Raw genomic sequence first — 21,553 nt, 5'->3', positions numbered from 1 at the left:
ACCAATTCTATGCGTGTTCTGATCCTTGGGGGCACTACCCAAGCCAGCCAACTGGCTCACAGGCTTAGTACGGACGAAGGGTATAACACCGTTTTCTCCCTCGCCGGGGTAACGAAAAATCCGGTTTTGCCAACTGTTTCGGTGCGAATTGGTGGATTTGGTGGAGCGCACGGCCTGCGTGTTTTCCTGCGGGACCAGGGCGTGGGAGCCGTTGTGGATGCCACGCATCCTTTTGCAGCCCAGATGAGCCGCCATGCTGCGATGGCCTGTGCCCGCAGCGGTGTTCCCTTGCTTCGGATAGACCGCCCAGTCTGGACGGAAGTCGAGGGAGATCAATGGACGCATGTTTCGGGCATTGATGAAGCCGCGGCAGCGCTTGGAGATGCTCCCCAGACCGTCTTTTTGACGACGGGTCGGAAGGATCTCGGCCCGTTTCAACGCGCCTCTCAACATCATTACGTCCTGCGTAGCATTGACGCGCCTGAACCGTCGTCCCTGCCGCAGAATGTGATGCTTCTCCTGGCTCGCCCGCCATTTACCGTTGCCAGTGAAATGGCCCTCATGAAAAATCATGCCATTGAGGTGCTGGTCACGAAAAATGCGGGCTCCGAGGCGACGTCCGCCAAGCTTGCTGCAGCCCGAAACCTTGGGTTGCCGGTTATCATGATTGATCGTCCGATATTGCCATTGGCAGAGACTGCTTCGACCGTCGATGAGGCACTTCTCTGGCTGCAAAAGCATCGTCATGCTGGAACTGACCGGGACGTGTAGAGCCAGGCGTCTCCCTGAGGCCTCTCAATCTTCCGGGTCAGTTCACTGCCAATGAGAACAAGCGTGCTCATATCAACGCACTCTGGATCAGCATTCGTCAGATCCGTGAGCGTGAGGCGTTCATCGGGACGTCCAATGGCGCGGGCAAACGCAACTGGCACCGTACCCGGCAGACAGGTTCGGAGAATATCCAGCGCCTCACCAAGCTGCCATGGCCTCGCTTTGGACCGCGGATTGTATAGCGCAATCACAAATCCGGCTTCTGCTGCCAGCCTTAATCTGCGGCAAACAACATCCCATGGTTTGAGATTGTCCGACAGGGACATGACACAAAAATCGCCTCCCAAAGGCGCACCGATCCGGGCCGCCGCCGCGAGGACGGCTGACACGCCGGGAACGACAGTGACCTCGGTAGTCCGCCATAGCTCCAATCCATGGTCGATCGCCTCAAACAGCGCGCTAGCCATACCAAAGACACCGGCATCCCCGCCTGAAACGATTGCAACACAGCGTCCCTGCCCTGCAAGTTCCAGAGCATGTCGGGCACGATCCAGTTCCACCCTGTTGTCAGAGGCATGACGCACAACGGTTTCGGGCAGTTCAAGACGGGCTACGTAAGGCCCGTAGCCAATCACGTCTGTTACCAGAGATAGCGCTTTGCGCGCTTCTGGCGTCTGCTGATCCGGATGACCCGGCCCAAGTCCGATGACAAAAATGCGGCTCATCGGATACCCCGGCGCCCTGGCAGGAGAGCAAGGGAAAAATAGGGCGCAGGTTCGGACATGTCTGCCAGAGGCATGACGCGGGCATCATCCTGCGTTCCACGCTCAACGTAGACAGCATCCTGCATCCTGCCAGCGCGTTTCAGAGCTGCCTCAAGTTTGGGAAGATTGCGCCCAAGCTTCATCACGACGGCCGCATCCGCCTTTTCAAGCCAGTGAGCCAGATCATCTTCCGGCATGGTGGCAGGCAGGACGCACAACACATCGTCACCATGGGTCATGGGAAGCGCGGCTTCCGTCCAGCATCCACTCATGCCCGTGATGCCGGGAATGACCTCACAGGGAATACCGGCTTTCAGACGATCAAACAGATACATCGCAGACCCGTATAGAAACGGATCTCCCTCGCACAGGATCGCCACGTCTCGCCCAAGCTGGATTTCAGCTTCGATCCGGGTCGCACAGTCATCATAGAAAGATGACATATCAGGGTGATAGGACGGATCATTGACCTGGCGTTCTATGGTAAACGGATACGCAAATCGCAATTCGCGCGTCCCTTCCACAATATGAGCATCCGCGATACGGCGCGCATGGCCCATCCGGTCATGCCGACAGAAATACGCGATTGTGGGAGATTGGGCGATGACCTTCGCCGCCTTGAGCGTCATGAGTTCCGGATCACCCGGGCCCACACCCACAACATAGACCGTAGCGTCTGTCATTCGATTTCACTGGCCAATGCATTGATGGCTGCCGCAGCCATTGCACTTCCTCCCAGACGCCCGCGAACAATCACATGCGGCAAGTCTAGTCTTTCAGCCAGAGCGTCCTTGGATTCAGCGGACCCAACAAATCCTACTGGCATACCGATAATGGCTGCAGGTCGTGGGCCGCCCGCGTCAATCAGTTCCAGAAGATGGAACAAGGCAGTCGGGGCATTCCCGATTGCAACAACGGCTCCCTCAAGCTGGTCTCCCCACAGATCGAGAGCAGCGGCTGAGCGCGTATTCCCAATGGTCCGTGCGAGTCCCGGCGTGCGGGGATCACGCAGAGTACAGATTACAGTGTTATTCGCTGGAAGCCGTGCTCGTGTCACACCATGTGCGACCATCTCTGAATCACACAAAATGGGCTTCCCGGCCTTCAGTGCGCTTCGTGCAGCACTCACGAGATCGACTGTCATGCTGACCGAACCAGTAACATCAATCATCCCACAGGCATGAATGATGCGAACCACAATCTGTGCCTGTTCGGGTGTGAAAGCAGACAGGTCCGCCTCGGCCCGAATGGTCGCAAAGGATCGGGCGTAAATGGCAGCGCCATCCCGGATATAGTCGTAAGAATAAGGTCCGGCGCTCAAGTCTGTATCTCCTTCAGTTCGCGGGATAGCAGGCCCCGGATTTCGGGTAAGTCCCTGTCGGCCCACGAGACCGTATCTTTCGTGCACCCATTGCGCACAGCATCATATCGTCCGTTTCTGGCAATGAGCGTCATATCTGCTGCGCCGGGATGAGCGCATCCTTTTACGCAGCCTGAAACATGCAGCACACAGCCAGAAGGGACGTCAGATGCCAGAGCCAGGGCAGTTTCGGCAACATCCCCTGTTGCTCTTTCGCATCCTGAGACACCGACGCAGGCTTCAATCCGAAGACGCGGGTCAGCAGCGTCCACGATAAAACCTGGATGGTTTGTGGTATTTTCAGGCATGATGACACCTCGCCATGGCGTCACACGCAAACGGTCTTTTCCAAGCTGTTCAGCCAGAAAACTGAAGTCAGCAGCCTGCAGCCTACCGAGTGGAAGCCCCATTCCGACCCGGCGTCCGGGAAGTTTGCCCACAGGAAGCACGAAAACAGGGACAGGTTCGGTTGGAAGATATTTCCGGAACCCTACCGTCTCCAACAAGGCTTTTGTGGCGCCATCATTATGGGCTGGACGCCTGATGTCTGGCTGTCTGGCGAACGCATCAGAGAGGGCTACAACCCTTTGGACCGCCAGTTCTTCGTCCAGGACCTCCGTTGTCAGGCTTCCACAGCGTACGGCCCACCCATCCTGCTGCGCCTGAAGAACTATATCGGCGAAAAGGGCTCCTGGAGGCACAAAACCGCCGCCATCCACACCCCACCCGAACTTGCCACTCAGGCTGTCAAGCCGATCATGCGCCAGGAGCTCGGCCTGAAGTCTTCTGGAGACCAGAAGTGTATCAGGATGGCAGGCCGGATCATGTTCAGCCAAGGGGGAAACAAGAACTGCCCGTCTTCGCTCCCGTGCCGGGTTAGGGTCAGCGATTCCGCATTCCACTGCGATGTTACCGGCCAAATGAGCACCGTCCAGCGAGAAACCACGAAGTTGCAGGTTTCCCCGGTTCGTCAGTTCGATTGTACCATTTCCATGTTCAGACGCGATTGCGGCTATCGCGCGCGCCTGCCTTGCATCAAGCCCCTCTATTGGAGGTCTGATCCGCACGAGAAAACCGTCGCGAGCCTTCATCGGCGCAAAAAGATCGGGACACCAGCCACGGACCAGAGAGGTATCGCTCATCCCTGCTCCCCCGCCAGAAACGCTGTTACGCTATTGCTTCGGGGATGCCACAGGCCGCGACGGATCATGCCCTGAAAGCGCTCTCGCATCGCATGTCGCGCCTGCGGATTGGCGCGTTCCAGGAACGTATCGCAGATCTCGTCTCCAAGTGTAGCCGCAAAGACAAGATCGAACTGGTGATCGAACCGCATTGGCACAGTTGCCGCGAAGGCGCATAGTGCATCCAGCCCGCGCGCCATTTCCGCTGCCCCACGATAATCATGGCGCCGCATACCCTCTAGCCACCGCGGATTTGCCAGGCGTCCCCGGACGATCCGCGCAACTTCAGCTTCAGTATCGCGCAGACGTAGTGCGTCTGGACGGGATGTGTCGCCATGCCAGAGGGCAGGATCTGCTCCAAGCATCTCAGCAGCGGCAAAAAGCCCACCCTCATGTGCGGCTACGTCAGGACTCTCTAGAATATCGGTTTCCGCATGGTCCTGAACATGCAGAATAGCATCCGTCTGTTTGAGTTTTTCTGCCAAAGCTGCCGCATTCCGCGTACCGTCACGCCCCCCCCCATACATCCAGTCATTCCCTTCAAGATAGGACTGACCGAGTTCACACCGCGTCTCCCACGTTCCTCTTGCCAGCATTTCCTCAATACCGGTTCCGTATGTTCCCGGAGAGGCTCCGAAGATCCGTGCTGTTGCCGCTTTGCGCTCTTCTCCTTCAAGATCGTGGACACTGGCGGCGAGAGGGTTCCACTCTTCCCCTTCCTCGCGGGCAGATACGGCCTGAACGGCCTGATCGAACAAGGCAATCTGACCGGGGAAAGCATCTCGGAACAGACCCGAAATTCTGAGTGTGACGTCTACCCGTGGCCGATCCAGAACAGCGATTGGCGTAACCTCAATTCCGGAAACACGCCCACTGGACGCATCCCAGAGAGGTTCAACGCCCATCAGAAGAAGCGCTAGTGCCAGATCCTCTCCACCAGTCCGGAGCGTAGAAGAACCCCACAGATCCATCACGATACGCAGGAGTGGTTCGCCCTCTTCCTGAAGATGTCGCAAAAGAATCTGCTGCGACTGCGCTCTTGCCAATTCCACAGCGGATGCCGTTGGCACGGCCCGAGGGTCCATGGTGAACAGATTACGACCAGTCGGAAGAACATCTACTCGCCCCCGGGTCGGCGCGCCCGAAGGACCAGGTCGAACAAAACGTCCTTCCAGTCCAGCAAGCAGTGAAGCCATTTCCGCGTCAGCACTGGCTTCAATCAAGGAGGCAATTTCGCCCGCTGGCGCCTGAGCGACTGAAGACACCATCGTCGCGAGCCTGTCTGCATGAGGGGCAATTTTCCCGAAAACATGTAGCCCATCCCGGATCTGAAGATCTTTCACATCACAAAGATAGGCATCCAGACGGGCCAGAGCCTCGGCTTCATCCCCCTCGCCCGCTTTTACACCGCTTTCTGCCAGCAAGCCCATTCCGGATGCACGGTCCAGAATGGCACGCCGCAGGATGGCACCCCGTCGGCGGTCCAGGCCGTCGGCTTCCGCGAATTCGTCAATCAACTGCTCCAGTTCGGCCATCCCAGCATCGAGCCCTGCCTTCATGACAGGTGGCGTCATGTGGCCGATGGTGACAGCACCAAGACGCCGCTTGGCAGCCGCAGCCTCCCCTGGATTATTGACGATAAAAGGATAGAGAACAGGCAATGCTCCCCGCAGAACAGCAGGAGCACAGCCTTGCGACAGTGCAACGGCTTTTCCCGGCAGCCACTCTAGGGTGCCATGCGTTCCAAGATGAACCATCACGTCAATCTGGCAAACCTGACGCAGCCAGAGATGAAACGCGACATAGGCATGCCGCGGGGGCGTATCAGGATCGTGATACTGTGCCTTGCGGTCCAGTGCTGCGCCACGATCAGGCTGGACTGCGATGACTATATGCCCAAGTCTCAGGGCTTTCAGGCAGAAGCCATCGTCCTGAAAAGCGGCGTCGTCCTCTGGCTCGCCCCACGCGGTCAGAACAGACTGCCGGAACTGATCCGGCAGACTTTTAAACGCTTCCCGATACTCCTGAAGGCTCAGAATCTGCTGGGCGGGCTTGTTACATAACGAGTTTACAAACTGGGTCTTGGACCATTTCTCAGCGCCCCCGCAACTGTACCCTTCATCTTTCAGTGCCTCCATAATCCCACAGAGACTGGCAAACGTATCCAGGCCAACGGCGTGAGCCGACTGGCCCTCTGCGCCCGGATAGTCAGACAGGATCAAGGCCAGATTTCTGCTTTCGGGCTTCAGATTCCTCAGTCTTGCCCACGCATTTGCCTGGGCGACAACAGCCGATATGCCTGCCGGATAAGGATCATGCCTCGCTGCATCCCCGGGAGCCGTTTCTGACTTGAACGAAATAGGTCCTGCCAGAAGCCGCCCATCCAGTTCGGGAAGAACAACCTGCATCGCGAGATCGGATTGAGACAGGCCGCGTCCGCTCTCTTCCCATGACTGACAGGTTGAATTGGGTTGCAACACCTGAAGGACCGGCACATCCGCGTCGTCCAGTGGAGAACATCCGCCCTCTCCTCGAGCAGAAAAGAAGGTTGCATTCAGGATGATGTCGGGGCGTGACTGGGTCAGATGATGACGCAGGTATTCGGCGACGTCAGGATTTTTGAGAGAGGAAACATAGAGCACGTCTGCCGAGAGACCAGCCCTCTCCAAGGCATCTGCCAGACAGTCGATGGGCGCTGTATCTGCGGCAAGAAGATGGGCGCGATAGAAAACAACCGTTGCCCGCAAAGAGAGGTTGGGCTTTCCGGCGCGATATAGCCCGGCAGATGGCACAGGCTTCGGCATACCAGCCAGATCTGCGCCACATCCGGCAAGATGTGCCATCAGAATCAGCGCGCGGCGGGTGTTGTCCGGACCTCCTTCTTTCAGAAAGCCCGTGAGCCGTTCATGATCGGCCGCATGAACATTGGACCATTCTTCCAGCCTTGCGTCCTGACGGGCATCTCCCGGTAGCAAGGCTAGCGAAATGGACTTTCTGGCACAGGAGTTTCTGACTTCTTCCGCACCATATCGCCAGTAATCAATCCCCCCCAGAAGACGCACCACAACACAGTGCGCTTCAGAAAGTGTTTGTTCGATATACAGATCGACAGACATCGGATGTCTGAGCCGCGAGAGATTGACCAGTCTCAGCGAGAAGCCAGCACCCCCCTGGGACGAGGCGTTCAGCTTTTCGTAGGCCTGTTCCAGCGCCAGAAGATCACTGTCCGAAAAAGACAGAAACACGACGTCCGTTGGCGCGTGGTCGAGATCCTCGGCCACGTCCTGATCGTCTATTCCATGTCGTTCGCGGACAAGAAGATGCATGACGAACTCAGGCGCCCAGTAACGCGGCTTCGATGGCTGCGCGATCCAGACCGGTCTGTCCGATCACGACCAAGCGTCCGTCACGCGTGCCGTCTGTCCAGGGCACATCGAATTCATGACGAAAGCGTGTTCCCACGCCCTGTACAGCCAGGCGCATTTTCTTGCCCTGTACTGCCACAAAACCCTTCATTCTCAGGATATCGAACGTACCCGCCACGTCACTGAGTCGCTTCAGGACCGCATCAACACCGACCTGCTCTGGCATGACAACAACAAAGCTCTCAAAATCATCATGTTCATGATCATCCGCTCCATCGTGATTGGACGGTCGTGCCTGAAGATCATCTTCCGCACTGGCTCCAATTCCAAGTAAAACGGCCGGATCAAGACGTCCTTCAACGGCCCGCAATGTTACGACCTTACGCGGGACAGCCTTGATGATGGCTGCCTCGACAGCATCCGTCTCGACGGTTTCCAGAAGATCGGTTTTGTTGAGAACGATCAGATCTGCCGCATTCAGCTGATCCTCATAGACTTCAGCGAGAGGATTATCGTGATCAAGAGACGGATCAGCCGCCCGCTGGGCTGCTACTGCAGCCGGATCATCGGCAAAACGGCCTGCTGCTACGGCAGGTGCATCCACCAGCGTAATCACGCCATCCACCGTCATGCGTGTACGGATATCAGGCCAGCTGAACGCTTTCAGAAGAGGCTTGGGGAGCGCAAGACCGGACGTCTCGATGACAATATGCTCCGGCGGATCAGGACGATCAATCAGGGCCTGCATGGTGGGAATGAAATCGTCTGCAACGGTGCAGCACAGGCAGCCATTTGTCAGTTCGACAATATCTTCGTCCGGACAGTTTTCGATGCCACAGGAGCGCAGAATTTCTCCATCGATTCCAAGAGAACCAAATTCGTTGACCACAATAGCGATCCTGCGCCCGTTCGCTTGCGCCAGTAGATTGCGCAAAAGCGTCGTTTTTCCGGCACCGAGGAAGCCTGTGATAATCGTAACGGGAATTTTGCGGCCGATACCTGAAATGGACTGGGACATCATGAAAGTTCCTGTGAGACAGAAAGAGACGCTGGCAGACGAGCGAGGATCATATCAGAAAGAGAAGCCGGGCGCTTTGACGGCATGACTGTTCCCGTTTTTGAGGCTCGATAGAGGCCTAGGAACGTCCGTAGGTCCTCGATTTTCTCTGGACCAAGTTGCCCAAGGATCAAGGTCCATTTTTCCGGCATCGACACAGCCGCGACGCAGCCGCGACTACATGTGGCCATGCAATCTACAGGCTGGATACTGAAATTGTCTTTCTCGGCATGCCGGGCAAGTGCCTCGTAAAGCTGACGCCCCTGAACGGGATCGTCAGTCAGTGGCAATCCACGACGGCATGTTACGCAGACATGCAGGACGGGTCTGGTCTGAGGCAGGGTTTCTGCCATGGTTTCGTCTCTCTTGCAGCCCGGACGGGCATGACAAAAGGCGCAGTAAAAGGCCTCCGGAGTTCGGAGGGGACGCACCGCAACGGCGCGCCCTCACAGTCCGGGCACCCCGCCGGATCATGACACTTGGCTCCGATGGCAGGTCTCCTGACTTACGGCCAAGACGCTTTCAGCGCCTCCTCTCCTGCCAGACCTTCCCGGACGTATTTCCAGTGGCTGCATGACCCAAAAGCCATGCTGGCAGGACAGATAACCGTCCACAGTTGCGGGGGCAGTGCCGGATTTGATCCACAAGATCGCACCGGCTTCCCTTTTCATCCTCCTTTCGGAGGAACCATCACCCTCTTTCCTATCGCTGCTATTCTGGAGTGTCAAAAGCCTTGTAGAGCGCTTACTTGAGTTTCAGCGGTAACCCCGCCGCAACGAAGAGCACCTCGTCCGCGATAGAAGCAATCCGCTGATGGAGAAGACCCGCCTCATCCCGGAAACGCCGTGCCAAAGCATTCTCTGGAACAATTCCCAGTCCCACTTCATTGCCCACCAGAACGGTCTGATGCGCGCGCTCTGAGAGCGCGGACAACAGGTCTTTTGTCGCTGCGCTGACATCTCTTTCATCCAGAATAAGATTGGTCAGCCAGAGTGTGAGGCAATCGACCAGAACAGGTTCCGGCCCTGCATTCCGAAGCACGGTCGCGATATCATAAGGTTCTTCGATCGTCTGCCATCCCAAGGTCCCACGACTGGCACGGTGTAAGGCGATCCTGCTGTGCATTTCTTCGTCGTAGGCACGACCGGTCGCCAGATAAATCCATGGAGCAGGCTGGTTAGTGACAAGGGCTTCAGCAATGCCACTTTTCCCGGATCGAGCCCCTCCCAGAACAAGCGAAATTTGACGCTGGCCTGTTGGGCCATCCGAATGCATCACGTCTTCTCCCGTCTCATTATCTTGCATGTGCCCGGATAACAGCACAAAAGACACCTCATGCCGACTGATGCTTCATTTTCTGTTCCAGATATTTCTTTCCCCAGCATGAAGGACCTCAGGACGGCCTGTCTGTCGCTACCTGAGCCAGACCGTGCCTGGGGAGACCGCATCAGGCAACGAGATGCCCTACTGACCAAACCTCCCGGCAGCCTGGGGCGACTTGAAGAACTTGCGCTCTGGCTTGGTGAATGGCAGGGCACGGACAGCCCTGTTTTGGATAAAGTCCAGATCACAATTTTCGCGGGCAATCATGGTGTTGTTCAGCGTGGCGTCTCCCCCTGGCCCTCGGACGTTACAAGCCAGATGGTTGCGAACTTCGAGCATGGTGGGGCGGCTATTAATCAGCTTGCCCGCAATGCCGGAGCTGATCTGAGCGTGGTTTGCCTTCAGAACCTGCAGGCAACGGAAGACCTTTCACAGACCGCAGCAATGACGGAAGAAGATTTTCTGTCTGCTGTTTCAACTGGGTACAGAGCTGTGCCAAAGGACGCAGATTTGTTTTGCCCCGGTGAAATGGGAATTGGCAATACAACACCCGCCGCCGCTCTATGCGCGGCTCTTCTGGGCGGAACAGGCAAAGACTGGGCCGGGCGTGGGACAGGACTTGACGATAAGGGGCTTAAGCTGAAAGCAGCGGTCATTGACGAGGCCATCATGCTTCACAAGGCCACTCTAAGCGACCCATTAGAGGTCGCCCGCCGCCTTGGTGGATACGAGCTGGCAGCTATCATGGGAAGCGTTCTGGCCGCGCGCCATCATGGCATTCCCGTCTTGCTCGATGGATTTGTATGTACCGCGGCAATTCTTCCTCTTGTGAAGATAGCCCCGGAAGCACTTGATCATACACGTCTTTCCCATTGCTCCGCAGAAGCGGGGCACCGCAACCTGGCTGCATCTCTCATGCTGGAACCTCTTCTGGATTTCGGACTGAGACTGGGAGAAGCATCAGGATCAGGTCTGGCCATTCCGCTTCTGTGCGGCGCCATAGCCTGCCATAATGGCATGGCAACATTCGCGGAAGCTTCTGTTTCCCAGAAGTCCGCGCCCTCAACAGAATGAAACTCTGGCGAACCATTCGGGAAGATATTGCCTGTGGTGCCGGGTTATTGACGCGCCTTCCCTTGGGATGGCTGCGCGTCACGGGAGAGGAATGGTCTCTCTCCCGGTCGGTCTGGTGCTGGCCACTTATTGGCGCTTTTACAGGTGTTTTAACCGGCCTTGTTTTTCTGGGCCTATGCGCTGTTCATGTGCCGGTTACAGTCGCGGCAGTCTGGAGCATTGCAATACAGATCCTTCTGACAGGAGGCCTGCATGAAGATGGTTTGGCCGATATAGCTGATGGCTGTGGCGGCGGTTATACTGCAGAGCGACGACTGGAGATCATGCGTGATAGCAGGATTGGAAGTTACGGAGCATTGGCACTCGGGGTCTGCCTTCTGATCCGTGTTACAGCACTTGCTGCATTACCAATCATTCTGGTCATTCCTGCTCTTGCCCTGACAGGCACCTTATCGAGAGCTGTGCTGCCACTTCTGCCTTTTACTTTGCGTCCCGCTCGGGACAATGGCCTGGCACGACAATTGGAGAGGTTGACGCGGAATCAGGTCCTGGGATGCCTGTTCTCGGCGTTTTGTGTCACGGTGCTCTGCGTTTCATCCCGTATCGCTGTATTAACGTGTCTATTGTCTCTGTGCGTCGCAGCGGTCTCAAGAGCTACGGCAAAGCGGTTTTTAAACGGATATACAGGTGATGTTCTGGGAGCCACAGCCAGCATCACGGAGTGTGTTATGCTGACAGCACTCGTTGCGACAGGGAACAGTTGACACGCCTGTGTGGAAGATTACTTTGATAACCAGAAAAATAAGGGGAAACCGGTGTAAACCCGGTGCGGTCGCGCCACTGTAACGCATTTGCCATCTCAATGCGGAGTCAGACCTCCTTTTCCGAAGCAGTTTTCACCGCAGAACGCACATTTTCCTTGCGGAGCCCATCATGAGCCAGAGCCTCTCCTCACTTTCCAGCAGCACCCCAGCACCGATTGCTATTCCCGTTCGTGCTCTTGCGCCGTGGGCTGTTTTTACAGTCATACTGAGCCTGATACTGCTCTACTTTGTAGGCGCAGAACAGGGTGCAACATCCCTGATCTCAGGCCACGAAGTGCATGAATTCGTTCATGATGGCCGTCATCTGCTTGGCTTCCCCTGCCACTAACGGCAGGTCTTAAACATGGCTGGTCGCCTTCTGACCCGTGGCATGATGGCCGGGGTTGCTGCTGCTTTTCTCGCATTTCTGTTCGCTCGTATCTTTGGGGAGCCTCAGGTCAATCTGGCCATCGCTTTCGAAAGTGCTAAAGATCTTGCTTCTGGGGAGCTGCCCGAACCTGAACTGGTCAGCCGATCCGTACAGGCGTCCTTTGGGCTTCTAACGGCTGCTGTCATGTACGGTGCAGCGTATGGCGGGATTTTCGCAACGGTTTTCGCATTTGCCTACGGCCGCGTAGGGCGCTTTTCGCCACGCGCACTTTCAGCCCTGCTGGCAACCGCTGCCTTCGTAATTTTTGTGCTTGTCCCGGATCTGAAATATCCTCCCAACCCTCCTGCCGTAGGTTTACCTGAAACGATCACGCTCCGAACTGAAACCTATTTCGGGATGATCCTTCTTTCGCTCTGTGCAGCCACCGCCGCTTTCATGACCAGCCGACCTCTTATCCGGCGCCTTGGTCAATGGAATGGCATACTTGTGACCATTGCAGTGTTCATCAGCCTTATCGTGGCAGCTCAAGCTGGAATGCCTGATATTGATGAAGTGCCTACGGATTTTCCTGCGACGGTTCTCTGGCGGTTTCGTGAAGCGGCGCTTGGAATGCAGGCCGTTCTGTGGATTACGCTCGGATTACTTTTTGGTCCGCTGGCGGCTCGCATCCTTCAGAAACAAGTCGACTGAAAAGTTCGGAAAAGAAAAAACTGTGACAACTGCTGCATTTTCTGAAGATTTTCGGCTTGATCTTGAGCGTCTTTTTACCTGGCGCCGGGATGTCCGTCATTTCAGACGTGAACCTGTTGCTCCTGCACTTCTGGATGATCTGCTTCAGGCGTCAACGCTCGCTCCTTCTGTAGGATTGAGCGAGCCGTGGCGTTTTATTCTTGTGGAAGATCAAACCCGGAAATCAGCGGTTCGAAAAAGCTTCGAAACGTGCAATGCCCGCGCACTTGAGGGATATGACGGAGAACAGGCAGCTGGATATGCCAGTCTCAAACTGGCCGGGCTGGATGATGCTCCTCACCATGTTGCAGTTTTTTGCGAAACCACACCAGATCAGGGACATGGCCTTGGACGCGCAACAATGCCCGAAACCACGACATGGTCTGCCGTCATGGCAATCCATACCTTCTGGCTTGCGGCAACAGCATCGGGGGTCGGGCTCGGATGGGTGTCAATTCTTGATCCTGAGACCGTTTCAACAATACTGAACGCTGAACCCAACTGGGATCTCGTAGCCTATCTCTGCGTGGGATACCCGACAGAACAAGCTGATACGCCTGAGCTGGAGCGCATGGGCTGGGAAAAACGGAATCCGGAACGTCGTCAGTGGATCAGACGCTAACGTAGTACAGTCGGCTGCTTCCCTGCGGCATGGAGGGCGCCAGAAGATCCGGCTGCTTTATTCCGCGGGCTAGACCGTCCAGCAGGCGTAATGGTCCACCATGAGAAATGACCAGAGCTGGCCGCGCTAGCCGAAGCAGGTCCGACCAGAAAGCCTGCACTCTCTCCTGAAGGCTTTTTCCGTTTTCTCCTCCGGGTGGAGAAAAACCCTCTGGATCGCTAGCCCAGTGGTCCAGAGCCTGACGCGGAATATCAGCCCAAGCCAGCCCCTCCCAACATCCAAAATACAGTTCCTGAAGACGATCATCCTGCAACACCGGCAAACCGCTTCGCTCTGCTATTTTTTGCGCGACAGCCAAACAACGCGAAGACGGGGATGTATAAATAACTGAGCTGCCAATTCCCTTGGCTAGCGTCAACAGGCCAGCCGCAACTGGCTCCCATCCTGCCATCAGCGTCATATCTTTTCGTCCGTAACAGACGCCTTCGGCATCTGCGACCTGTGGATGACGTGAGAGAAGAACCGGGAGTGTGGCAAGTTTCATATGTGGAAACATGGGGATGGCGCATGTTTTTCGTCAACCCGCTCTACAAGCGATTTTAGACCATTTCCGGAACGGCCGTGTGATGTGTAAAGTGCCTGTTATCTCATTAGACCTATCTTCAAAACACACTGAGGACATGATGCACACATTGTCTTTCCGCCAGCGTTTACGACTGGCCACCGGGTTGGCGGCTTTCGCTTCAACTTCTTTTTTAATTGGCCTTTCCACCGCGCAGGCAGCTCCCAACACCGGAGCCTCCGGCCCCATTGATCCTGCGCGGATGTCCGAGACAATGCGTGTGCTGTCGTCGGATGAATTCGAGGGCCGTGCGCCAGGCACGCCAGGAGAAGCCGTTACGGTCAAATGGCTGATCGAGCAGTATCAGAAGATCGGTCTTGAACCGGGTGGCGACAACGGCGGCTGGACGCAGAACGTCCCGATGATCCGCACCCGCCCTGACCCGAAAGCTACAGCGACCGTCACCACGCGCGGCCATACTTTGGAACTGCACCAACTTAAGGACGTGGCCCTCTCCACGTTGCAGCCCATCCAACGTCTGCGCCTATCCCATGTTCCGATGGTATTTGTTGGATATGGCGTTACGGCTCCCGAGCGTCGCTGGAACGATTTCAAACAGGTTGATCTGCACGGCAAGATTGCGGTCTTTCTTGTCAACGATCCGGATTTTGACGCTGGACCAGAAGAGCCTGTAGCCGGACGTTTTGGCGGCAAGACCATGACCTATTATGGCCGCTGGACGTACAAGTTCGAGGAAGCAGCCCGTCGCGGTGCCGCAGGTGCGCTCATCATTCATGACACGTCGGGCGCATCCTATCCGTGGAGCACCGTTGTTGCGCCGCAGGGTGAGGAATATGACATCCTGCATGACGACAAGGATCTGAAGTCCGTTCCGCTGATTGGTTGGATCGAAGGCAATGCGGCCCATGCGCTCTTTGCCCAGGCCGGTCTGGATCTGAATCGTCTGCGTCGTCAGGCCCGTTCGCCGGACTTTCACCCGGTCAATATCCATGACACGACGTTCTCGCTGGATATGCCGGTCAAGGTGGATCATCTCCAGAGCCAGAACGTGATCGGCAAGATCACAGGTTCGACCTATCCGGATGAAACCGTCATGTTCGGTGCTCACTGGGATGCATTTGGCAAGAGCACCGATGCACAGGGTAACACCGTCATCCGCCGTGGCGCGATCGACGACGGTTCCGGCATTGCCGCTGTTCTTGAAATCGCGCGTGCTTTCAAAAACGGCCCGAAGCCAAAGCGCACTGTGAGCTTTGCGTCCTGGACGGGTGAAGAGCGTGGCCTACTGGGATCAAGCTGGTATGTGGCGCATCCGCTCGCCCCGCTGGACAAGACTGCCGCCAATCTGACGATGGATGTTCTTCAGATGGCGGGACCGGCTCATAATGCCTTCATCATCGGCGCGGGTCAGGACACGCTTCAGGATGACTTTGCTGCGGCAGCTCTGAAGCAGGGCCGTACAACGCAGCCGGAAGCCATGCCGGAACGTGGCGCATTCTATCGTGCAGACCACCTGCCCTTCGCGCGAGCTGGCGTGCCCGTTCTCGCCGTGATGGACATGGCTGGCCCGTTCGATTTGCTCAATGGCGGAACAGCAGCAGGCAGCAAGTGGCTGACGTCTTATATGGCCTGCTACCATCAGGCCTGTGATGCCTGGAGCGCAGACTGGGATGTGCGCGGCGCGGCGCAGGACGTTGAAGTCGTGCGTCAGGTTGGCTATAGCGCCGCCTTCTCGCATGACTGGCCGACCTGGAAGGGTGGTTCGGAATTCCTGGCCATTCGGGAGAAGAGCGACAACACCCGCTCGGCTCACTAAGAGAAAATATCCGAGCGGTTCGTTCCACTCGGATATTTTCACGCAAGATCCTGCCGGATCCAGTCCGTCACTGAACGATGGGCTGGTGTCCAGCCAAGTTCCCTCCTCGCTTTGTCAGATCGGACACGGCTGTTGGAACTCAGGCCAAATACTGCAAGTTCACGACCCCAGCGCTTGATCGCCTCCTCAGGAGCCCAATCCTGCGATGGCCCAAGACCTAAAGCGGCACCAATCGCATCCGTGATTTCACGAAACGATGCTTCGCCGTTTTCAACAAAGTAAAAACTGCCAGCTGGCGCTTTCGTAAGAGCCAATTCGTATAACGCGGCAACGTCTGCAATATGGACGTTTGACCAGCGATTGAGACCACGGCCGATATGTCGGCTGATGCCGCTTTCCCGGGCCTGCGCCACGAGAGGCGGAATCTGAACACTTTGCGAAACTGGCCCCAGATGGCGTCCATAGATCACGGTGTTGCACAGAACCACTGAGCAGATATCAGGTGCGGCATTCCGAATGAGAGTATCGATTGCGATACGCGCGACCTTATCTGGCGCCGGAGCTACAGGAGTTTCTTCCGTAAAAATCGCATCGGAAGGTTCACCGAGGGCTTCGTCTCCGACCAGAGAACTGCCACTTGTATGCAAAAACGGCTTTCCGCTGCCTTCGAGCCCCTTCAAGAGCGCTTCAACTGCACCACGGTGATCACTGTCAGCTGCATTGATCACGGCATCTGCATTCTGTGCCTCGACCATCAGAAGGTCGCTATCGTCGAGGGTACCCACAACGGGTTCGATGCCGAAAGATCGAAGTTCTCCCGCGCGGGATTGATCGCGGATCAGGCCTCGGATCTGATGGCCATTTGCGGCGAGATGGGCTGCGACGGAACCCCCGATATAGCCACTTGCGCCGGTGATGAAGATTTTCATCTGTTTTGCCTCTGCTTCAGTAAAGCTGGAACGTGAGGGGAAGATGATCTTTTCTTTGAGGCTTGATAATTCCCTCAGATTGCACAAAACCTATGAAAGGAATTCATAGGTGGCGTTGTATGGATAATCGCGTCGGGGAAATGCAGGTTTTCGTGCGGGTTGTGGAAAGCGGCAGCTTTTCAGAGGCCGCTCGTCTTCTGAGAATGACGCCTTCGACGGTCAGCAAGCTGATTGCCCGCATTGAGGCCCGTCTGGGATTGCGCCTGATTGAGCGATCCACACGCCACCTTTCCGTGACGCAGGAAGGGCAAGCTTATTACGCGCGGGCCACCGCCCTGATCGCGGACCTTGATGATATTGAACGCAGTCTTACGACCGGCAACATGCAGCCCAAGGGTACGGTTCGGGTGAATGCTTCGGTTGCATTCGGAACGCTTGGGCTTGAACCCTTTCTGCCTTCTTTCTGGGAGGCTTACCCAGATATTGTGATTGACCTCTCCCTTTCAGACGAGATGACCGATCTTTATCTGGATCGAACGGATGTCGCGTTCCGGGTAGGGCGTTTGCAGGATTCAGGATTGACCGCCCGGCATCTTGGATCTGCGCCGCGCAAGATCGTGGCCTCTTCTGCCTATCTGGCCCGATATGGAACGCCTCAGACTGCCAGAGATCTGAGCCATCACCGGTGTCTGGGATTCAATTTCCAACGATCAGCGCCTGTCTGGCCTCTTCATGAAAAAGGTAGATTGGTTGATCGGCTAGTGCGCGGACCGCTTCTGGCCAACAACGGGGAAACCGTACGCAGGCTGGCCGTTCAGGGTGCGGGATTGGCACGGTTAGGCGAATATCATGTGCGGAATGATATTCAGGCAGGGCGGCTGATCGAAGTGTTGGCTGATGCAGGCGTGCAGGATGAAGAAGACATTCATGCGCTCTATCCGGGAGGCCGTCAGAGCCCACCCCGAGTAAGAGCCTTTCTGGATTTCATGGTCCCTCGCCTTCAGGATTATCTGGCGGCATCCTGAGTGTCAGAATTTTTCTCTTTTCGCGGGCGGCCAGCCCAGACTGTGGCGAGAACAGACCCTGACACGTTGTGCCAGACCGAGAACACAGCTCCTGGAAGGGCTGCAACGGGGGAGAAATACAGACGGCCCAATGTGGCTGCGAGTGCAGAATTCTGCATCCCGACCTCAAGAGCCAGTGTTCGGCAAACGGATTCATCAAAACCCAGAAGTCGCCCTCCCCAGTACCCTCCCGCAAGCCCGATAGCATTGTGCAGAACGACACCCAGCATGAGCAGCGGACCAGCTTGAGCAAGGGAAGGCCCTGCTCCAGCCACTACACAGCCAATAATCAGCAGGATGGACACCATGGCGATGGGTGGAAGAGCAGCCTCAACGCGCTTCACCATGCGCTGGCAGAGTGTATTGACAATAACACCCGCCAGAACAGGCAACGCCACCATCGTAATGATACTGCGAAACAGGCCCCAACTATCAACTGATACGCCAGCCGAGACATAAAGGCGGGTCAATAATGGTGTCGCGAAAATCCCAACCAGTGTGGAGAGCGCACTGATGCTGACAGACAGTGCGACGTCCCCTTTGGACAAGAAGATCATGACATTCGAAGCAGTACCGCTCGAAACGCATCCAACGAGGATCATACCAGTCGCCAACGCAGGTGGCATCCCGAGCAGATGCGCAATGCCCCAGGCGGCAAGAGGCATCACCAGATAATGAAGGCCCACCCCCGCCAGAACGGGATAGGGGCGGCGCGCGATCCGGGAGAAATCCTGAACCGTAAGGGAAACGCCCATCGTGAACATGATGAATGCCAGAAGTGGCGTGATGATGGGCAGAAGCTTCAGGAATGGTGCAGGAAATACAACAGCACCGACCGTCACCAGAATGGCCCAGACAGGGAAAAGGCGTGTCATCATCTAACGGGACGTCTCCATTCTCGCGCAGTGGGCTTCCTCATACTGGCATCGGGGAGATTTTAACACATGCCAAGATGGAGAGGTCCGGCAATCTCACTTCCACCCTTTCCTGTCCTAACCGAGTATGCAACGTTCAGATCATCATTGAAACACAGCGTCATACGCCGTTTTCGCTATTCCTTTTACCGATCAAGGACAGACTTCATGATGCGTCGCCTTTTGGCTCTTAGTACACTTCTTGCCGGCCTGCCCTATGCGATGGCTCATGCCGAGGGCACTTTCTCGTTCCAGCAGACGCCAGGAGAACTTCCAAAGACAGTTGCTCCGGAAACCTATGTCATTGATCTTGAAACTGATCCTAAGCACCTGACCCTCAAAGGGCAGGAAACCATTGACGTGAACGTCCTGACCGATACGCAGGATATTGTCCTCAATCAGGCTGGCCTGAAACTCTCGGCAGCCATTCTGGATGGCACGCGTCACGCCATCATCAAGCAGGATGATGCCGCACAGACAGCGACCCTCCATTTGGAGCAGGTGGTCCCTAAAGGCCCCCATACGCTCGCCATCAGTTATACGGGACCGATCCTCAAAACACCGAACGGCCTGTATATCAACGACTACACCTCAGCCAAAGGCGAGAAGCGCCGGATGCTGGTGACGCAGTTTGAAGTCGCCGATGCACGCCGGATGTTTCCGGGGTGGGACGAGCCCGCGTTCAAGGCCAGCTTCCAGCTCAACGTGACCCTGCCCTTCGATGATGTCGCCGTCAGCAATATGCCCATCATCGGCACCACGCAGCAGGATACAAAAACCAAGCGCGTGTCTTTCGCTCCTACTCCCCGCATGTCCAGCTACCTTCTGGCGCTTGTTGCGGGTGATATGGGTGCAGTTCATGGCGGCGCTGACGGCACGGACATGAGCGTGTATGCGCCAGCAGGCCTTGAGGAACAGGGCCGTTACGCCCTTGAATCCGCCGAGAAGATCCTGCCGTATTACAACACCTATTTCGGTGTAAAATATCCTCTTCCCAAGATGGATATGCTGGCTATTCCCGGAAATTATCAGGCCGGTGCGATGGAGAACTGGGGCGCCCTCACCTACATCGACAATGTTCTTCTCTTTGATCCGAAAAACAGCACGCCCCGGACCCGTGAGCTGATCCACGAAGTCGTCGCGCACGAGATGGCCCATCAGTGGTCGGGCGATCTCGTGACGATGGGCTGGTGGAATAACATCTGGCTCAATGAAGGTTTCGCGTCCTGGATGGAAATCAAGGTCACGGACAAGCTGAACCCTCAGTGGGACATCTGGCCGCGGCAGCATGAGACCCGCGAAGAGACGATGGCGATTGACGCTCTCGCCACCACACATCCGATCCAGCAGACAATCCATAACGTCAGCGAAGCCAATTCGGCGTTTGACAGCATCAGCTATGGCAAGGGTGAACTCGTCATCCGGATGCTGGAAGGCTGGCTGGGCGAAGACAAGTTCCGCGATGGAATGCGCGCTTACATGAAGGCTCATGCGTACGGAAACGCCACCAGTCAGGATCTGTGGAACGCCTTGTCCTCCACATCCGGCGAGGACGTTGCCAAGGTCGCCCGCAGCTTTACGGAACAGCCGGGTATTCCGCAGGTTAATGTGACGTCGTTTTGCCAGAACAATCAGGCGACTTATACGCTAACGCAGAGCCGCTTCACCATTCATGACCCGCAGGCTCAGCCCTTGACGTGGAGCATCCCGGTTGTTTCTGGTGGTCCCGGACTTCCCAGCAAGACGATCGTTCTGGGAACGGAACCTGTTACCATCACGACGCCGCATTGTGATGCACCGTTCAAGCTCAATCTTGGCGAAAGCGGCTACTATCGTGTGTCCTACGACAAGGGCGCGTTGGCTGCACTGGCTGCGTCCATCAGCAAATTCTCGCCTGTGGATCGCGCCAATCTGCTTGGAGACCAGTATGCCCTCTTCCGGTCAGGTCAGGCGGGCCTGGCTCCGTATCTGGATCTCGTGGACCGTCTGACGGCGGCGCATGAGAGCGATATTGCGGTTCTTGAAGAGATTATCGACCGTCTGGAAACGATTGATCTTTACGAAATCGGCAACCCGGATCGCGCTGATTTCCAGGCTTATGCCCGAAGCCGTCTGGTCCCTGTTTTGGCGCGTCTTGGCTGGGACGAAAAGCCCCACGAGAATGTTCTGGATACGATGCTGCGTCCATCGGTCATCAGCGCACTCGGAGCTTTCAACGATCCAAAGGTCACCGCGGAAGCCAAGCGTCGCTTTGCGCTCTGGAAGGCCAACCCGGCGTCCCTGCGCCCTGATCTTGTCGCGGCCGTCACAACAATTGCCATGAAAAACGCAGACGAGCAGACTTGGGCCTTTATGGCCGACAAGGTTCGCACGACGCAGGCAACCGAGTTGAAGCTTCGCTACTTCGCTGCGCTCGCCAGCGCAACGAACCCGGATCTGATCCGCAAGACTGTCGAACTGGCTTATAGCGGCGCCATTCCGAATGGACGGATTGCCCGTTCGCTCGCGGTCGTTGCAGTCTCCAGCGAAAACCCGGATCTGGTGTGGAAGTTGGTGAAGGAACACGAGGCCGATATCCGCACCCATCTTGCACCATGGTCGCAGGACGACTTCCTCGCCACCATCGCCGCTCACTCCAACAGCCTGCAGGTTCTGACCGCTCTACAGAGTGATCCATGGGCCACGAAGACAACGGGGTCCAAGATCGCGACGGCCAAGGCTGTCAATACGATCAACGCCCGTCAGGACGCTATCCGTGCCACCCAGACACAGATCCACGACTGGCTTTCAACGCATCACTGATTTTT

20 protein-coding genes and 2 riboswitches are annotated in these 21,553 nt (G+C 56.4%); of the genes, 9 read left to right on the top strand and 11 right to left on the bottom strand.

From position 1 onward, the window contains the following. The first annotated feature begins 9 nt into the window (after nt 1-9). Nucleotides 10-771: a cobalt-precorrin-6A reductase gene (locus tag GJA01_RS08625; protein ID WP_010503282.1), complete on the top strand. Its 762-nt coding sequence runs from the start codon at nt 10-12 to the stop codon at nt 769-771. On the opposite strand, the gene cobJ is transcribed toward GJA01_RS08625, so the two are convergent. From cobJ to cobU, 8 genes are all read right to left on the bottom strand, one after another. Continuing rightward, a complete protein-coding gene (gene cobJ, locus GJA01_RS08620; protein ID WP_062505154.1) occupies nt 744-1,496 on the bottom strand; it encodes a precorrin-3B C(17)-methyltransferase in 753 nt (250 codons plus the stop codon). The two genes, GJA01_RS08625 and cobJ, sit on opposite strands and share 28 nt — an antisense overlap. Next, nucleotides 1,493-2,218, bottom strand: a complete 726-nt coding sequence (locus tag GJA01_RS08615; protein ID WP_062505156.1) for a precorrin-2 C(20)-methyltransferase — start codon at nt 2,216-2,218, stop codon at nt 1,493-1,495. Before GJA01_RS08615 ends, cobJ begins: the two co-directional genes overlap by 4 nt. Beyond that, nucleotides 2,215-2,856: a precorrin-8X methylmutase gene (locus GJA01_RS08610; RefSeq protein ID WP_062505158.1), complete on the bottom strand. Its 642-nt coding sequence runs from the start codon at nt 2,854-2,856 to the stop codon at nt 2,215-2,217. Before GJA01_RS08610 ends, GJA01_RS08615 begins: the two co-directional genes overlap by 4 nt. Beyond that, a complete protein-coding gene (gene cobG, locus GJA01_RS08605; protein WP_062505160.1) occupies nt 2,853-4,037 on the bottom strand; it encodes a precorrin-3B synthase in 1,185 nt (394 codons plus the stop codon). The genes GJA01_RS08610 and cobG overlap by 4 nt, the downstream gene beginning before the upstream one ends. After that, nucleotides 4,034-7,402, bottom strand: coding sequence for a cobaltochelatase subunit CobN (cobN, locus tag GJA01_RS08600; protein WP_062505162.1), 3,369 nt, complete (start codon nt 7,400-7,402; stop codon nt 4,034-4,036). Before cobN ends, cobG begins: the two co-directional genes overlap by 4 nt. Nucleotides 7,403-7,409: 7 nt before the next feature. Next, on the bottom strand, nt 7,410-8,462 hold the full coding sequence (cobW, locus tag GJA01_RS08595; RefSeq protein ID WP_061930120.1) for a cobalamin biosynthesis protein CobW: 1,053 nt from the start codon (nt 8,460-8,462) through the stop codon (nt 7,410-7,412). Further along, nucleotides 8,459-8,851, bottom strand: a complete 393-nt coding sequence (locus GJA01_RS08590) for a DUF1636 family protein (protein WP_010503290.1) — start codon at nt 8,849-8,851, stop codon at nt 8,459-8,461. Before GJA01_RS08590 ends, cobW begins: the two co-directional genes overlap by 4 nt. A 120-nt stretch (nt 8,852-8,971) precedes the next feature. Beyond that, nucleotides 8,972-9,205, bottom strand: a riboswitch (cobalamin riboswitch). A 37-nt stretch (nt 9,206-9,242) separates the two neighbouring features. Beyond that, on the bottom strand, nt 9,243-9,773 hold the full coding sequence (cobU, locus tag GJA01_RS08585; protein ID WP_010503292.1) for a bifunctional adenosylcobinamide kinase/adenosylcobinamide-phosphate guanylyltransferase: 531 nt from the start codon (nt 9,771-9,773) through the stop codon (nt 9,243-9,245). A 60-nt stretch (nt 9,774-9,833) separates the two neighbouring features. Here cobU and cobT point away from each other — a divergent pair, with 60 nt between their 5' ends. The 5 genes from cobT (at nt 9,834) to bluB (ending at nt 13,440) form a co-directional block, all read left to right on the top strand. Continuing rightward, nucleotides 9,834-10,895, top strand: coding sequence for a nicotinate-nucleotide--dimethylbenzimidazole phosphoribosyltransferase (gene cobT, locus GJA01_RS08580; protein WP_062505164.1), 1,062 nt, complete (start codon nt 9,834-9,836; stop codon nt 10,893-10,895). Beyond that, nucleotides 10,892-11,659, top strand: coding sequence for an adenosylcobinamide-GDP ribazoletransferase (gene cobS / locus GJA01_RS08575; RefSeq protein WP_062505166.1), 768 nt, complete (start codon nt 10,892-10,894; stop codon nt 11,657-11,659). The genes cobT and cobS overlap by 4 nt, the downstream gene beginning before the upstream one ends. Continuing rightward, nucleotides 11,656-11,793, top strand: a riboswitch (cobalamin riboswitch). It overlaps the preceding gene by 4 nt. 35 nt (nt 11,794-11,828) lie before the next feature. Then, a complete protein-coding gene (locus GJA01_RS08570; protein ID WP_062505168.1) occupies nt 11,829-12,047 on the top strand; it encodes a CbtB domain-containing protein in 219 nt (72 codons plus the stop codon). 15 nt (nt 12,048-12,062) lie between these two features. After that, nucleotides 12,063-12,779, top strand: a complete 717-nt coding sequence (locus GJA01_RS08565; protein WP_062505170.1) for a CbtA family protein — start codon at nt 12,063-12,065, stop codon at nt 12,777-12,779. A gap of 22 nt (nt 12,780-12,801) precedes the next feature. Then, on the top strand, nt 12,802-13,440 hold the full coding sequence (gene bluB / locus GJA01_RS08560) for a 5,6-dimethylbenzimidazole synthase (protein WP_062505172.1): 639 nt from the start codon (nt 12,802-12,804) through the stop codon (nt 13,438-13,440). On the opposite strand, the gene GJA01_RS08555 is transcribed toward bluB, so the two are convergent. Continuing rightward, a complete protein-coding gene (locus tag GJA01_RS08555; RefSeq protein ID WP_062505174.1) occupies nt 13,430-13,996 on the bottom strand; it encodes a histidine phosphatase family protein in 567 nt (188 codons plus the stop codon). The genes bluB and GJA01_RS08555 overlap by 11 nt on opposite strands. 124 nt (nt 13,997-14,120) lie before the next feature. Here GJA01_RS08555 and GJA01_RS08550 point away from each other — a divergent pair, with 124 nt between their 5' ends. Beyond that, on the top strand, nt 14,121-15,839 hold the full coding sequence (locus GJA01_RS08550; protein WP_062505176.1) for a M20/M25/M40 family metallo-hydrolase: 1,719 nt from the start codon (nt 14,121-14,123) through the stop codon (nt 15,837-15,839). A gap of 38 nt (nt 15,840-15,877) precedes the next feature. On the opposite strand, the gene GJA01_RS08545 is transcribed toward GJA01_RS08550, so the two are convergent. Then, nucleotides 15,878-16,768, bottom strand: coding sequence for an NAD-dependent epimerase/dehydratase family protein (locus tag GJA01_RS08545; protein WP_062505178.1), 891 nt, complete (start codon nt 16,766-16,768; stop codon nt 15,878-15,880). Between the two features lie 119 nt (nt 16,769-16,887). Between GJA01_RS08545 and GJA01_RS08540 the strand changes: the two genes are divergently transcribed. Continuing rightward, the gene (locus tag GJA01_RS08540) at nt 16,888-17,793 is read left to right on the top strand and encodes a LysR family transcriptional regulator (protein WP_062505180.1); all 906 of its coding nucleotides are present in this window, start codon (nt 16,888-16,890) and stop codon (nt 17,791-17,793) included. Here GJA01_RS08540 and panS read toward each other — a convergent pair. Continuing rightward, entirely contained in the window at nt 17,775-18,710 is a 936-nt protein-coding gene (panS, locus tag GJA01_RS08535) for a ketopantoate/pantoate/pantothenate transporter PanS (RefSeq protein WP_062505182.1), read from the bottom strand. The genes GJA01_RS08540 and panS overlap by 19 nt on opposite strands. A 204-nt stretch (nt 18,711-18,914) precedes the next feature. Here panS and GJA01_RS08530 point away from each other — a divergent pair, with 204 nt between their 5' ends. Then, the gene (locus GJA01_RS08530; protein WP_062505184.1) at nt 18,915-21,548 is read left to right on the top strand and encodes a M1 family metallopeptidase; all 2,634 of its coding nucleotides are present in this window, start codon (nt 18,915-18,917) and stop codon (nt 21,546-21,548) included. Nucleotides 21,549-21,553 lie beyond the last annotated feature (5 nt).

Origin of the sequence: Gluconobacter japonicus, from assembly GCF_002723975.1 — a bacterium.
Classification (GTDB): domain Bacteria; phylum Pseudomonadota; class Alphaproteobacteria; order Acetobacterales; family Acetobacteraceae; genus Gluconobacter; species Gluconobacter japonicus.
The sequence above is the reverse complement of the archived record's forward strand: the minus strand, read 5'-3'. Positions and strand labels throughout refer to the sequence as shown.

Bases quoted from the DNA above. Each gene is read 5' to 3' on its own strand.
- GJA01_RS08625 (WP_010503282.1), top strand. From the start codon at position 10: ATGCGTGTTCTGATCCTTGGGGGCACTACCCAAGCCAGCCAACTGGCT.
- cobJ (WP_062505154.1), bottom strand. From the start codon at position 1,496: ATGAGCCGCATTTTTGTCATCGGACTTGGGCCGGGTCATCCGGATCAG.
- GJA01_RS08615 (WP_062505156.1), bottom strand. From the start codon at position 2,218: ATGACAGACGCTACGGTCTATGTTGTGGGTGTGGGCCCGGGTGATCCG.
- cobG (WP_062505160.1), bottom strand. From the start codon at position 4,037: ATGAGCGATACCTCTCTGGTCCGTGGCTGGTGTCCCGATCTTTTTGCG.
- cobN (WP_062505162.1), bottom strand. From the start codon at position 7,402: ATGCATCTTCTTGTCCGCGAACGACATGGAATAGACGATCAGGACGTG.
- cobW (WP_061930120.1), bottom strand. From the start codon at position 8,462: ATGATGTCCCAGTCCATTTCAGGTATCGGCCGCAAAATTCCCGTTACG.
- GJA01_RS08590 (WP_010503290.1), bottom strand. From the start codon at position 8,851: ATGGCAGAAACCCTGCCTCAGACCAGACCCGTCCTGCATGTCTGCGTA.
- cobU (WP_010503292.1), bottom strand. From the start codon at position 9,773: ATGCATTCGGATGGCCCAACAGGCCAGCGTCAAATTTCGCTTGTTCTG.
- cobT (WP_062505164.1), top strand. From the start codon at position 9,834: ATGCCGACTGATGCTTCATTTTCTGTTCCAGATATTTCTTTCCCCAGC.
- cobS (WP_062505166.1), top strand. From the start codon at position 10,892: ATGAAACTCTGGCGAACCATTCGGGAAGATATTGCCTGTGGTGCCGGG.
- GJA01_RS08570 (WP_062505168.1), top strand. From the start codon at position 11,829: ATGAGCCAGAGCCTCTCCTCACTTTCCAGCAGCACCCCAGCACCGATT.
- GJA01_RS08565 (WP_062505170.1), top strand. From the start codon at position 12,063: ATGGCTGGTCGCCTTCTGACCCGTGGCATGATGGCCGGGGTTGCTGCT.
- GJA01_RS08555 (WP_062505174.1), bottom strand. From the start codon at position 13,996: ATGTTTCCACATATGAAACTTGCCACACTCCCGGTTCTTCTCTCACGT.
- GJA01_RS08550 (WP_062505176.1), top strand. From the start codon at position 14,121: ATGATGCACACATTGTCTTTCCGCCAGCGTTTACGACTGGCCACCGGG.
- GJA01_RS08545 (WP_062505178.1), bottom strand. From the start codon at position 16,768: ATGAAAATCTTCATCACCGGCGCAAGTGGCTATATCGGGGGTTCCGTC.
- GJA01_RS08540 (WP_062505180.1), top strand. From the start codon at position 16,888: ATGGATAATCGCGTCGGGGAAATGCAGGTTTTCGTGCGGGTTGTGGAA.
- panS (WP_062505182.1), bottom strand. From the start codon at position 18,710: ATGATGACACGCCTTTTCCCTGTCTGGGCCATTCTGGTGACGGTCGGT.
- GJA01_RS08530 (WP_062505184.1), top strand. From the start codon at position 18,915: ATGATGCGTCGCCTTTTGGCTCTTAGTACACTTCTTGCCGGCCTGCCC.